This is a genomic window from Kineococcus sp. TRM81007 (genome assembly GCF_022669155.1).
Taxonomy (GTDB): Bacteria; Actinomycetota; Actinomycetes; order Actinomycetales; family Kineococcaceae; genus Kineococcus.
Genome location: NZ_JALBVB010000056.1, coordinates 555,698 through 569,010, shown reverse-complemented (window position 1 = coordinate 569,010; position 13,313 = coordinate 555,698). Strand labels below are relative to the sequence as shown.

Annotated in this window: 10 protein-coding genes; 1 reads left to right on the top strand and 9 read right to left on the bottom strand. The window is 74.6% G+C overall.

The window, feature by feature from the left end:
- Positions 1–115: 115 nt before the first annotated feature.
- On the top strand, positions 116–2,938 hold the full coding sequence (ppc, locus tag MN205_RS16795; protein ID WP_242129364.1) for a phosphoenolpyruvate carboxylase: 2,823 nt from the start codon (positions 116–118) through the stop codon (positions 2,936–2,938).
- A gap of 81 nt (positions 2,939–3,019) precedes the next feature.
- Here ppc and MN205_RS22045 read toward each other — a convergent pair whose 3' ends face one another.
- The 9 genes from MN205_RS22045 to MN205_RS16750 form a co-directional block, all read right to left on the bottom strand.
- Complete coding sequence (locus MN205_RS22045) at positions 3,020–4,399, bottom strand: cytochrome P450 (RefSeq protein ID WP_242129362.1); 1,380 nt, start codon at positions 4,397–4,399, stop codon at positions 3,020–3,022.
- Positions 4,396–5,223, bottom strand: coding sequence for an isoprenyl transferase (locus MN205_RS16785; RefSeq protein WP_308220298.1), 828 nt, complete (start codon positions 5,221–5,223; stop codon positions 4,396–4,398). Before MN205_RS16785 ends, MN205_RS22045 begins: the two co-directional genes overlap by 4 nt.
- A gap of 89 nt (positions 5,224–5,312) precedes the next feature.
- Positions 5,313–6,062 carry a DNA repair protein RecO gene (recO, locus tag MN205_RS16780; RefSeq protein ID WP_242129358.1) on the bottom strand — a complete coding sequence of 250 codons (750 nt, stop codon included), beginning with the start codon at positions 6,060–6,062 and terminating at the stop codon, positions 5,313–5,315.
- Between the two features lie 65 nt (positions 6,063–6,127).
- A complete protein-coding gene (locus MN205_RS22040; RefSeq protein WP_242129356.1) occupies positions 6,128–7,729 on the bottom strand; it encodes a GGDEF domain-containing protein in 1,602 nt (533 codons plus the stop codon).
- Between the two features lie 170 nt (positions 7,730–7,899).
- Positions 7,900–9,609, bottom strand: coding sequence for a 2-isopropylmalate synthase (gene leuA, locus MN205_RS16770; protein WP_255820446.1), 1,710 nt, complete (start codon positions 9,607–9,609; stop codon positions 7,900–7,902).
- A gap of 247 nt (positions 9,610–9,856) precedes the next feature.
- Complete coding sequence (locus MN205_RS16765; protein WP_242129351.1) at positions 9,857–10,024, bottom strand: hypothetical protein; 168 nt, start codon at positions 10,022–10,024, stop codon at positions 9,857–9,859.
- 58 nt (positions 10,025–10,082) lie between these two features.
- Complete coding sequence (locus MN205_RS16760) at positions 10,083–10,973, bottom strand: carbohydrate ABC transporter permease (RefSeq protein ID WP_242129349.1); 891 nt, start codon at positions 10,971–10,973, stop codon at positions 10,083–10,085.
- On the bottom strand, positions 10,973–11,917 hold the full coding sequence (locus MN205_RS22035; RefSeq protein ID WP_242129347.1) for a carbohydrate ABC transporter permease: 945 nt from the start codon (positions 11,915–11,917) through the stop codon (positions 10,973–10,975). The genes MN205_RS16760 and MN205_RS22035 overlap by 1 nt, the downstream gene beginning before the upstream one ends.
- 32 nt (positions 11,918–11,949) lie before the next feature.
- The gene (locus tag MN205_RS16750; protein WP_242129345.1) at positions 11,950–13,239 is read right to left on the bottom strand and encodes an extracellular solute-binding protein; all 1,290 of its coding nucleotides are present in this window, start codon (positions 13,237–13,239) and stop codon (positions 11,950–11,952) included.
- Between the last annotated feature and the right edge of the window lie 74 nt (positions 13,240–13,313).

Sequence of the window (13,313 nt, the reverse complement as noted above, 5' to 3'; positions counted from 1 at the left end):
GCAAGACTGCCCGCGCCGCGCCCGACCGGGCCGGCGCACGAGTCCGCCAGTGCAGGCACCACGTGACGGGGTCAGCGTCGACACCGCACCACCAGGGAGGCGAAGGCCAGCAGTCATGAGCACGCGCACCGACACCCCCACCACCGCCCACGGCCCGCTGGCCGTCGACGGCGTCTCCTCCGACGAGGGCCACGCGGCCCTGCGCGCCTCCGTGCGCCGGCTCGGCGAGCTGCTGGGCGAGTCCCTGACCCGCCACGAGGGCGCCGACCTGCTCGAGCTCGTCGAGCAGGTGCGCGCCCTGGCCCGCGAACCCGACGACGGGGCGAAGCTGGCGCAGCTGCTGTCCGGCGTCGACGACCGCACCGCGATCGTCCTGGCGCGGGCGTTCACCGCCTACTTCCAGCTCGCCAACGCCTCCGAGCAGCTGCACCGCGGCCTGGAGCTGTCCCGCCAGCCCGCCGGCGGGCTGGAGACGGCGCTGGAGCGGCTGCGCGAGGCGGTCGCCGCCGGTGAGGCGGACCCGGAGGCGGTGCGCGAGGTGCTGGGCCGCCTGCAGCTGCGCCCCGTCTTCACCGCCCACCCCACCGAGTCCAGCCGGCGCTCGGTGCTGGACCTGCTGCTGCGCATCACCGCCAACGTGGAGGCCTCGGAGGACCCGCAGCAGCGGCCCTCCGACGCCCTGCGCGGCCAGCGGCGCCTGGCGGAGCTGGTGGACCTGCTGTGGCAGACCGACGAGCTGCGGGTGGAGCGCCCCCGCCCGGCCGACGAGGCCCGCTCGGCGCTGCACTACCTGCGCACCCTGTCCGCCGACGTGCTGCCGGACCTGCTGGAGGACCTCGAGGTCGGCCTGGCGGGCGCCGGCGTGGCGCTGCCCGGCGGTGCGCGCCCGCTGCGCTTCGGCAGCTGGGTCGGCGGCGACCGCGACGGCAACCCCAACGTCACCCCCGAGGTGACGCTGGAGGTGCTGGGCCTCATGCACGAGGCCGCCCTGGACGTGCTCGTCGCGGCCGTGCGCGAGCTGCGCACCGAGCTGGCCGCCTCCACGCAGATCGTCGGGGCCTCCCCGCAGCTGACGGCGAAGCTGGAGCGCGACGCGCGCCTGCTGCCGGAGGTGCGCGCGGACCGCGAGCGCCTCAACGGCGAGGAGCCGTACCGCTTCGAGCTGTCGTACGTGCTGGCCCGCCTGGAGGGCACCCGCGCCCGCCTGCGCAGCGGCGCGGAGCACGTGGACGGCCTGGACTACGCCGGGCCGGAGGAGTTCGTCGCCGAGCTGGAGCTGCTGCAGGAGTCGCTGCGCGCCAACGACGGCGAGCTGGTGGCCGACGGGTCGGTGGCCCGGCTGGTGCGCACCGCGCAGGCGGTCGGCTTCGGCCTGGCGACGCTGGACGTGCGCGAGCACGCCGAGCGCCACCACGCGGCGCTGGCGGCGGCCTACCAGCGCCTCGGCGAGCTGGTGCAGCCGTACGAGTCGCTGGACCGCGAGTCGCGCCGGCGGCTGCTGAGCCGGGAGCTGACGGGGCACCGCCCGCTGATCGGCGCGGCGGTGCGCTCGCTGACGGGCACGCCGGCGCAGGTGATGCAGCTGTTCGCCACGGTCCGCACGTGCCTGGACCGCTTCGGCGACGACGCGATCGAGAGCTACATCGTCTCGATGACGCAGGGCGTGGACGACCTGCTGGCCGTGGTGGTGCTGGCGCGCGAGGTGGGTCTGGTGGACCTCGCCGACGGCGGCGGCCGCGAGGGCGGGCCGGGGGACGTCGCGCGCATCGGCTTCGTGCCGCTGTTCGAGACGGTCACGGAGCTGGAGGCGGCCGAGGAGCTGCTGGAGGGGCTGCTGGCGGACCCGTCGTACCGCCGCGTCGTCGCCGCCCGCGGCGACGTGCAGGAGATCATGCTCGGCTACTCCGACTCCTCCAAGGACGGCGGCATCGCCGCCTCCCGCTGGCAGATCCACCGCGCGCAGCGCGCGCTGCGCGACGTGGCCCGCCGGCACGGGGTGGTGCTGCGCTTCTTCCACGGCCGCGGCGGCTCGGTCGGGCGCGGCGGCGGCCCGACCGGCGAGGCGATCCTGGCCCAGCCGTACGGCACGCTCGACGGGCCGATCAAGGTCACCGAGCAGGGCGAGGTGATCTCCGACAAGTACCTGCAGCCGCGCCTGGCCCGGCACAACCTGGAGGTGGCGCTGTCGGCGGCGCTGGAGGCCTCCACCCTGCACCGCAGCTCCCGCGCGGGCCGCGACGTGCTGGACGTGTGGGACGCCACGATGGACGTGGTGGCCGCGGAGGGTCAGCGCGCCTACCGCGCCCTGGTCCGGGACCCGGGGCTGGTGCCGTTCTTCCTGGCCGCCACGCCGGTGGAGGAGCTGGGCCACCTCAACATCGGCTCGCGGCCCTCGCGCCGTCCGGGTGGCACCGGGGGCCTGGAGGACCTGCGGGCGATCCCGTGGGTGTTCGGCTGGACGCAGAGCCGCATCAACGTGCCCGGCTGGTTCGGGGTGGGCTCGGGCCTGGCGGCGGCGCGCGCCGCCGGGCACGGGGAGGCGCTGCGGCGGATGTACGCCGAGTGGCACTTCTTCCGCAGCTTCGTCTCCAACGTGCAGATGACGCTGGCGAAGACGGACCTGGGCATCGCGGCGCACTACGTGGAGGAGCTCGTGCCGGCCGGGCAGCGCGGTGCGTTCGACGTCATCCGCGCCGAGCACGCCCGCACCCTGGAGCAGGTGCTGTGGGTGACGCAGCAGGAGGCGCTGCTGGAGGGCACCCCGGTGCTGCGCCGCACCCTGGAGCTGCGCGACGCCTACCTGGCGCCGCTGCACGCGCTGCAGGTGAGCCTGCTGGGCCGGGCCCGCGCGGCCGGCGAGGGCGTGGACCCGGCGCTGCGCCGGGCGCTGCTGCTGACGATCAACGGCATCGCGGCGGGGATGCGCAACACGGGCTGACCCGCTGCGGCGTGCACCGCGGCCCCGTCCCCTCTCGCCAGGGGGCGGGGCCGCCGTGCGTGCCGGGATGCGTCGCCCGGTCTACGTCAGCCGCACCGGCAGCCGTTCCCAACCGCGCAGCACCCGCGTGGTGGTGCGCCGGGCGCCGGGAGCGGGGCGCAGGTCCGGGAACCGCTCGAACAGGGCGCGCAGCCCCACCTCGCCCTCCAGGCGGGCCAGGGCCGCTCCGAGGCAGAAGTGCCGGCCGCCGGAGAAGGCGAGGTGCTCGCGGGCGTTGGCGCGGCGCACGTCGAAGCGGGCCGGGTCGGTGAAGACGCGCGGGTCGCGACCGGCGGCGCCCAGCAGCAGCACCACCCGCCGGCCGGCGTCCACGGGCTGCTCGGCCACGGCGGTGTCGCGCAGCGCGCGGCGGGAGGTCAGCTGCACCGGCGCCTCCAGGCGCAGGGACTCCTCCACCACGCCCGGCCACAGCGCGGCGTCGGCGTGCGCCAGCGCGAGCTGGTCCGGGTGCTCCAGCAGCAGCGCGGTCGCCGAGCCGAGCAGGTTCACGGTGGTCTCGAAGCCGGCGGCCATCAGCAGCCCGGCGGTGGCGCGCAGCTCCCGGTCGCTCAGGCGCGCTCCCCCGCCGCCGCCGGCCCCGCCGACGTCCCCGCCGCCGCCCTCGTCGTCGGTGACGGCGAGCAGGCCGCTGAGCAGGTCGTCGCCGGGGTGGCGGCGCAGGTGCTCCAGGTGCTCGCCGATCCAGGCGTCGAAGGCGCGCAGGGACGTCTCGACGGCGCGGTGCTGGCGCCACGGCGAGGCGACCTCCAGGCTGCCGGCCACGCCCGCGCCGAAGGCGCGCACCTCCTCGCGCCGGTGCGCGGGCACGCCGAGGACCTCGGCGATGACGGCGACGGGCAGCCGCAGCACGTAGTCGTGCACGACGTCGGCGACCGGGCCGCGCGCCGCCATCTCGTCGAGGAGCTCGGCGGCGAGCTGCCCCACCCGCGGGCGCAGGCCCTCCACGGCGCGGGCGCTGAAGACCTTCGAGACCAGGCGCCGGTAGCGGGTGTGCTCGGGCGGGTCGACCGCGAGCATCGACGGCGGCTCCACGGGGTGCACGGGGCGGTTCCGCTCGGTCCACGCCGCCAGCGGCCGCAGCTGCGGCACCGGCACCTCGTGCACCGAACCCACGCCGAAGTCGGCGCTGCCGAGCACCTCGCGCACGGTCGCGTGCCAGGCGGTCATCGCGGTGAACCGGCCGGTGAGCAGCGGCCCGGCGGCGCGCACCCGTTCGTGGAAGGCGTACGGCTCGCGCCAGGTGGCCGCGTCGGCCAGCAGCAGCGACTGCAGGTCCCCGCCGCGGGCGCCGCGACGCACCGCCAGGCGCGGCAGGCCGTGCTGCAGGCCCCAGCGCAGCGCCAGCCGCGCCTCGCGCACCACCGGCTCCGCCACGGCGCCGAGGGTGTCCACGGCGCTCACGCGGGCGAGGCCCCGGGCGTGGCGGGGGCCTCCGGGGCGTCCGGGGCGTCCGGGGTGTCGACGGCGCCGCCGTACCGGCGGTCGCGCTGCGCGTACGTCTCGATCGCCGCCCACAGCGCACGCCGGTCCACGTCCGGCCACAGCACGTCGGAGAAGACCATCTCGGCGTAGGTGGACTGCCACGGCAGGAACCCGGAGGTGCGCTGCTCTCCGGAGGAGCGCCAGAAGAGGTCCACGTCCGGCATGTCAGGCTCGTCGAGGAAGCGGGCCACGGTGCGCTCGTCGACGCGGTCGGGGTTCAGCCGGCCGGCGGCGACCTCCCGGGCGATGGCGCGGGCGGCGTCGGCGATCTCGGCGCGGCCGCCGTAGTTCACGCACATCGTCAGGGTGCAGACGGTGTTGTCCCTCGTCAGCTCCTCGGCGGCCTCCAGCTCGTCGATGACGCTGCGCCACAGCCGGGGACGGCGGCCCGCCCAGCGCACCCGCACGCCCCAGGCGTGCATCTCGTCGCGGCGGCGGCGGATGACGTCGCGGTTGAAGCCCATGAGGAAGCGGACCTCGTCGGGGCTGCGCTTCCAGTTCTCGGTGGAGAACGCCCAGGCGGACACGTGGGTGACGCCGACCTCGATCGCACCGGCCACGACGTCCAGCAGGGACGCCTCGCCGCGCTTGTGCCCCTCGTTGCGCGGCAGGCCGCGCTGGTTGGCCCAGCGGCCGTTGCCGTCCATGACGATCGCGACGTGCTGGGGCACCAGCTCCGGCGGGAGCTGCGGCGGGCGCGCCCCGGAGGGGTGCGGCGGGGGCGCCTGGACGGTGCGGGGCACGGGTGCCGCGGCCGTGCGGCGCCCGAGGGTGCGTCGTGCGGGGGTGCTCACGAGGTCCGAGCTTCGCACGGGTGCGGGGGTGCGCTCGCTCAGACCCGTTCGACGTGCTTCAGGGAGCGGATGCCGCGCTCGAGGTGCCACTGCAGGAACGCGGCGACCAGGCCGCTGGCCTCGTTCCGGCAGCGGTCCTCGCTGGCGTCGGCGAGTGCCCAGTCGCCCGTCAGCAGCGCCCCGAGCAGCTCCAGGGTGCGCGGGTCGGGGGCGGCCGAGCCGGGCGGGCGGCAGGCCGGGCAGACGGCGCCGCCGGCGGGCACGGAGAACGCGCGGTGCGGGCCGGGTGCCCCGCAGCGGGCGCAGTCGGCGAAGCTGGCCGCGTACCCGGCCACGGCCAGGGAGCGCAGCAGGAAGGCGTCGAGGACCATCGGGGCGGCGTGCTCGCCGCGGGCCAGGGTGCGCAGCGCCCCCACGAGCAGCAGGTACTGCTGGGTGCTGGTCTCCCCCTCGACCTCGGTGAACCGCTCTGCGGTCTCCAGCAGGGCGTGCCCGGCGGTGTAGAGGCCGTAGTCGGCGGCGATGACCGCGCCGAGGGGGGCGAGGACGTCCACCTGGGTGACGACGTCGAGGGTGCGGCCGCGGTGCAGCTGCACGTCCACGCACGTGAACGGCTCCAGGCGGGCGCCGAAGCGGGAGGAGGTGCGCCGCACGCCCTTGGCCACGCCCCGCACCCGCCCGTGGTGGCGGGTCAGCAGGGTGATGACGCGGTCGGCCTCGCCGAGCTTGGTGGTGCGCAACACGACGGCCTCGTCCCGGTAGCTGCGCGGTCCCCCGATCCCACTCACCCGGCGAGCCTAGACGGCGACCCCGACACGAGCAGCCGGCACGACCCGCCGCGCCCCCGCACCGCTCAGGCGGTCTCCAGCCGGTCCCCGCCGGCGCGCCGGGCGCGGCTGCACGCCGCGTCCGCGGCCGCGAGCGCCTCGGCGGCCGCCGCGGGTCCCGCCACGCCCACCGAGGCGGTCGTGCGCAGGCCGGGCGCCAGGCGGGACCACGTCTCGGCGCGCAGCGCCTCCAGCAGCCGCGCGGCGACCCCGGCCGGCGCGGGGCCGGCACCGTCGGCGGGCAGCAGCGCGACGAACTCGTCGCCGCCGTACCGCACCAGCACGTCGCCGTCGCGGCAGTTCTCCCGCAGCAGCTCCGCCACCCGGCGCAGCACCGCGTCACCGACCTCGGGGCCGTGCTCCTCGTTGGCGGCGCGCAGCCCGTCGAGGTCGACGAGGACGGCGCTCCACCGCTGGTCGGGGCGCTCCAGGACCTGCTGCAGGCGGCGGCGGTTGCCCAGTCCGGTCATCGGGTCGATCAGCGCCGCCCGCCCCTGCCGTTCGTTCTGCTCGGCCATCTCGTGCTGGCGGATGCGGTCCTGCAGGGCCTCGAACCGGCTCTCGCGGTCCTCCCAAAGCCTCGACAGCGAGATGCGCGCCAGTTCGGCGAGCGCGTCGGCGGCCTCGTGGCCGCCGCGGTGGCGCACGGCGTTGTCGGCGCGGACCTTCAGCGCGGTCAGGCCCCACACGTCCAGCTGGGTGCTGGAGGAGGTGCGCTGCACGGCGGCCAGCAGCTCGCGCGCGCCGTCCTGGTCGCCCTCGGCGGACAGCGACATGGCCAGGCCCACGCGGGCGATCTGCGTCTCCACCAGCTCCTCGCGCTGGCGGAACGCGGCGGCCGCGGTGCGCAGCCGCGCCGCGGCCAGGGCGGGCTCGCCGGTGCGGTGCAGGACGAAGCCCTCGATCGCGTCGGCGCGGGCCCGCATCTCCGGGTAACCGACCTCCGTGGCGAGCGAGCGCATCCGTGCGGCGTGCTCCAGGGCCCGGGCGTAGTGGGGGCCCGTCTCGGCGGAGCGGCCGACCACGTCGAGCATGGCGCCCCAGGAGACCTCCAGGACGGCGGCCTCCTGCACGACGTTGAGCCGCACGCGGGCCGGCGGGAAGGTGAGGCCGAGCATGAGCTCGGTGAGCTCGTCGGCGGGCTCGAACAGCGCCAGCGCACGCAGGGCCAGGGCGACCGACATGGTCGCCGAGAGGTGGTCGTAGGTGCGCACCGGCTGGGCGGTGACGATGAGCTGGGCCTCGGCGAGGTGGTCCATCGCCAGGGCGGTCATGCCCAGGTCGACGCGGGCCTCGGCCAGGAGGGACAGGGCCTTGGCGCGCCAGACCGGGTCGGCGCGGGCGCCGAGGCGGTGCAGCAGGTGCCCGGCCTCCTCGGCGGCCTCGGCGGCGCGCCCGAGCTGCTGCAGGGCGACGCAGCAGATGAACTGCAGGTACCGAGCGGTCCGCTCGTCCCCGGCGGTCTCGCACAGCAGCAGCCCCTCGCGGGAGACCTGGACGGCCTGCTCGCCGTAGCCGTCGAGGTAGAGGCGGTGCGCCGACTCGGCGAGGGCGTCGAAGGGCCCGAAGGGCCCGAACGGCTCCAGCTCCCGCCCGGTCGCCCCGGTCGCCACTGCAGCGCTGCCCACGTCGATCGTCCCCCGTCCCCCCGCGCGGTTGAGCACGGATCGTGACTGATCCTATCCGCGAGGAGGGTCGGCGCAGCCGGAACGCGTCACGGTTGAGTGCTCGACGACCCTCGGGGTCGCCTGCCCCCGGGCCCGGCCCGCCGCGCGGCGTGGCGCGGCGGGCCGGGGTGTCAGCGCAGCGCGCGGTTGACGGCCGAGACGATCGCCTTCAGCGACGCGGTGGTGATGTTGGCGTCGACCCCCACGCCCCACAGCACGCGCTCCCCCACCGCGCACTCCACGTACGCCGCGGCGCGCGCGTCGCCCCCGGCGGACAGGGCGTGCTCGGCGTAGTCCAGGACGCGCACGTCCACGCCACCGGCGGGCAGCTCCGCCAGCGCGGCGCAGAAGGCGGCGATGGGCCCGTTGCCGGTGCCGGCCACCGTGGTGGTCGCCCCCGCGTCCAGGAGGTCCACCTCCAGGGCGTCCGCGCCGTCGACCTCGGAGACCGAGCGGGTGGCGCGCAGCGCCAGGCGGCCCCAGTCCGGGGTTCCCGAGGGCGAGGGCAGGTACTCGTCGGAGAAGATCGAGAAGATCTCCGCGGCCGACACCTCGCCGCCGGCGGCGTCGGTGCGCTCCTGCACCACGCGGCTGAACTCGATCTGCAGCCGGCGCGGCAGGTCCAGCTGGTGCTCGCTCTTGAGCAGGTACGCCACGCCGCCCTTGCCGGACTGCGAGTTGACCCGGATCACGGCCTCGTAGCTGCGGCCGACGTCCTTGGGGTCGATGGGCAGGTACGGCACCGCCCACTCGAACTCGTCGACGCTCCTGCCGGCGGCGGCCGCGTCGCGCTCCATCGCCTCCAGGCCCTTCTTGATGGCGTCCTGGTGCGAGCCGGAGAACGCCGTGAAGACCAGGTCGCCGCCGTAGGGCACGCGCTCGCCCACGGGCAGCTGGTTGCAGTGCTCCACGGTGCGCCGGATGCGGTCGATGTCGGAGAAGTCGATCTGCGGGTCGATGCCCTGGCTGAACAGGTTCATGCCCAGGGTGACCAGGTCGACGTTCCCGGTGCGCTCTCCGTTGCCGAACAGGCAGCCCTCGATGCGGTCCGCGCCCGCCAGGTAGCCCAGCTCCGCGGCAGCCACACCCGTGCCGCGGTCGTTGTGCGGGTGCAGGGAGATGAGGACGTTCTCCCGCTGAGCCAGGTTGCGCGACATCCACTCGATGGAGTCCGCGTAGACGTTGGGGGTGGCCATCTCCACCGTCGCCGGCAGGTTCACGATGACCTTGCGCTCGGGGGTGGGCTCGAAGACCTCCACGACCGCGTCGCAGATGCGCCGGGCGAACTCCAGCTCGGTTCCCGTGTAGGACTCCGGGGAGTACTCGTAGTAGACGGTCGTGCCCGGGATCGTCTCCTCGTACTTCCGGCACAACCGCGCTCCCTGCAGGGCCAGGTCGACGATGCCGTCCTCGTCCATGCCGAAGACCACGCGTCGCTGCAGCACCGAGGTGGAGTTGTACAGGTGCACGATCGCCTGCTTCGCCCCGCGCAGGGACTCGTAGGTGCGCTCGATGAGGTGCTCGCGCGCCTGGGTCAGCACCTGGATGCGCACGTCGCCGGGGATCAGGTCCTGCTCGATCAGGGTGCGCACGAAGTCGAAGTCGGTCTGGCTGGCGGAGGGGAAGCCGACCTCGATGTCCTTGTAGCCCATCTCGACCAGCAGCTGGAACATCCGCAGCTTGCGCTCGGAGTTCATGGGGTCGATCAGGGCCTGATTGCCGTCGCGCAGGTCCACCGCGCACCAGCGCGGGGCCTTCGTGATCCGCTTGCCCGGCCACGTCCGGTCGGGCAGGTCCACGGCGATCTGCTCGTGGAAGGGCCGGTACCGGTGGTACGGCATGGACGACGGCTTCTGGGGGTTCTCCACAGCTCAAGCTCCTCTACGCGAGACCGGGGTGTGCTCGGCCGGCGCGCACGACGAGGTCCCGCGGCGGGGAGACCGGCCTAGCTGGCCCCGCCGCGGCGGCGAAGGAGGAAGGTCTCCCAGCGAGCCACGGCAGCACCGTACGCGCCCGGTGCCCGGCTCGTCCACGCGGGGCGGACGCAGCCCCGCCCGGGTCGGTGGCCGGCCCGGGCGGTGCGGGGCGTCAGTCGCCGTCGCGGGGGTTGAGCTGCTGCGGGTCGCCGTCGGGGTCGTCCTCGACGCCGGGGTCCTGGGCGGCGCCGTCGCCGGTCTCCACGCCCCGCAGGTCGCGGGGGTTCAGCTCACCCGGGTCGCCGTCGGGGTCGATGGGCTCGGTGCTCGGTTCGCTCATGCTCCCAGCCTGCACCGGCCGCCGGGCCACGGCACCCCGGGCGCGAGCGCGGCGCCCGTCACTTGATCGCGCCGCGGGTGACGCCGCTCATCACCCAGCGCTGCGCGAGGACGTAGACGACGATCGTGGGCGCCATCGCCATGAGGTAGGAGGCGAAGGCGACGTTGTAGTCCGTGGAGAAGGCCAGCTGGAAGATCTTCTGCACGACGGGGATCGTCTGCAGCGACTGGTCGGCGGTGATCAGCGACGGCATCATGAAGTCGTTCCAGCTGGCCAGGAAGGCGAAGATCCCCACGGTGGCGTTCATGGGCGCCAGCAGAGGGAAGACGACGCGCCAGAACACCTGCCAGGTGCTGGCCCCGTCCATGCGCGCGCTCTCCTCCAGCTCCAGCGGGATCGAGCGCAGGAACGCCGAGTACAGCAGCACGCTGAAGGACAGCTGGAACATCACGTGCAGCAGCGCGACGCCGGCGGGGTTGTCCAGGCTCAGCAGCGCCGTCAGCTTCACCTGCGGCAGCGCCACCACCGGGAAGGGGATGAACATGGCGGCCAGCAGGTAGAAGTACGAGTACCGGAACAGGCGGCGGTCCCAGTTGCGCACGATGGCGTAGGACGCCCAGGAGGCCAGCAGCAGGCAACCCGCGACGCTGACCGCGCTGACGAGCACCGAGACGGCGAAGGCGCGGGGGAAGCCCGTCAGGGTCCAGGCGTCGGCGAAGCTGGCCCAGTTCAGCGGCCACGGCAGCGCGAACCCGGTGCCGGCGACAGCTTGCTCGGGCGTCTTGAACGCCATGACGACGGCGAAGTACAGCGGCACCAGCACGGTGAGGGAGGCCAGGGCCAGCAGGGCCGTCAGCCCCCAGCCGCGGGTGCGCGGGCCCTGCGACGGCGTGCGGCGGCGGGGGCCGCGGGAGGCGGCGGCGACGGTGGCGGGGTCGGCGGTGACCATCAGAGCGACACTCCTCGGCGGCGGATGATCTGCAGCTGCAGGACGGAGATGACGACGGCGAGGACGAAGAAGACCACCGCGTTGGCCATCTGGTAGGCGTAGTCGCCGCTGGTGAAGCCGGTGAAGATCGTCATCGCGACGCTCCGCGTGGAGGTTCCGGGGCCGCCGTCGGTGAGTCCGACGATGATGTCGTAGGCGTTGAGGAAGTTCTTGAAGCCCAGCACCGTGTTGATGACGACGTAGCCCGCGACCAGCGGCAGGGTGATCGAGGCGAACCGGCGCCAGGCGGAGGCGCCGTCCAGGGCGGCGGCCTCGTACACCTCCTCCGGCACGGCCAGCAGGCCGGCCAGGTAGATGATGAGCGCGCTGGGCACCGCCTGCCAGGCCGTCACGAGCACGACGCCCAGCCAGGCGAGGTCGGGGTTGGCCAGGATGCTCTCCTGCAGCCACCCGATCCCCAGGGTGCTCGCCAGCGCGGGCAAGGAGCTGGAGAGGAGGTAGTTGAAGACGAAGGCGATGACGATGCCGGAGACGACCATCGGGATGAAGAACGCCCCGCGCAGCGCCGTCTTCAGCTTGATCTTCGCGCTCAGGCCGAGGGCCAGCGCGAGGGCGACCACGTTGACCAGGACGACGGTCACCACGGAGAAGCCGAGGGTGAAGCCGTAGGCGTGCAGGACGTTGGGGTCGGTGAACAGCACCGCGTAGTTGGCGAGCCCGATGAACTCCCACTCCCCGTAGCCGACGTAGTCGGTGAGGCTGATGACCGCGCCGACCAGGGCGGGCAGGGTGATGAAGATCGTGAACAGGGCCAGCGCCGGCAGCAGGAACAGGTAGGACACGGCGTCCACGCGCCGGCGCGGCGGGCGGGTCCGGGTGAGCGTGACGCCCGGGTGCGCGGTGCGTCCGCGCGCCCGGGACCGGTGGGGCGAGGTGGTGGCCACGGGAACTCCTTCGGTCTGCGGCGACGGGGCGGTCAGGCGGCCGAGCGGGTCGCCAGCCGCGCCCAGTCCTCGTCGATGCGGCGCAGCAGCCGTGCCCCGTCACCGGAGCGGATCGCCTCCTGCAGGTAGTTGCCGACCGGGATCGTCAGCGGGATGTAGGTGTTCGCGCCCTGGTAGATGCGCCCGGCGTCCAGCGCCGGCTGCAGGCCCACCAGGCGCGGGTCCTGCAGCGGCTGAGCGCCCAGCAGCGGGGAGGTGGCGAGGTTGTCGGCGTTGTAGCGGGCGATGACGTCCTCGCGCATCAGCCACTGCAGGAACGCGCGCGCGGCGTCCTGGTGGGCGGAGGCGTCCGGGATCCACAGCGCCAGGTCGAGGTTGACGCGGGCCGCGGCCTCGCCGGGTGTCTCGCTCATCGGCAGCGGGAACGTGCCGACCGGCAGGTCCGGATCCACCTTCGCGATCTCACCCAGCGCCCACGGGCCCTGCAGGTACATGGCGGCCTCGCCGCGGCCGAAGGCGAGGTTGCCGTCGGCGTAGGCGCGGCTGGCGGCGTCGGGGTTGGAGTAGGACGCCAGCTGGAGCATCTTCTCGACCGGCTCGGCGAAGACGTTGGAGAAGGAGACCTCCTGCTCGGGGCCGGCGTCGGGACCGAGGGCGCGCAGTGCGGCGAAGAAGCCCGCGACGTCCAGGGCGCTGCCGGTGCAGTAGTCGAACAGGCCCTGCTGGATGGTCCACACCTCCTGCAGGGTGCTGTAGAGCGGGGTCACCCCGGCGGCGCGGAACGTCTCGCACGCCGCGATCAGCTCGCTCCACGTCCGCGGCACGGCCACGCCGTTCTCCTCGAACAGCCGGGCGTTGTAGATGACGCCGGCGGAGGCGACCGAGTAGGGCAGGACGTTCGTCTCGCCCTCGTTGGTGGCGAACTGGTCGACCAGCACCTGGTACTTCGGGTCGACGCGCTGCGCCTCGGGCAGGTCCCCCAGGTCCGTGAGCACCCCGGTGGAGACGTAGTTGCCGACCTCGAGGGTGTAGTTCCAGGCGGCGAGGTCCGGTGGTGCACCCCGCACGAACTGGGGCACCAGCGCCGTCTGGGAGGAGTCGTGGACGGCCTGCACGTGCGCCTGCGAGGCGTTGAACTCCGCCACGAGGTCGCCGAAGTAGCCGATGACCTCGGGCTTGTTCTGGAAGAAGCGGATCTCCTCGCGGCCGGAGGTGCCGGCGCCGGAACCGCAGCCGGTCGCGCCGAGCGCGAGGGCGCCGACGCCGGCGGCGAGCAGCGAGCGCCGGCTGGGCGCGGCGGGGATCTTCGGGGTGAGTGGCACGTCGTCGTCCCTCCTCGTGGGCTGCCGCGGGCGCCGTCGCCCGCGGGTGCTGCGGGGCCGCGCGGGGTGGTCCA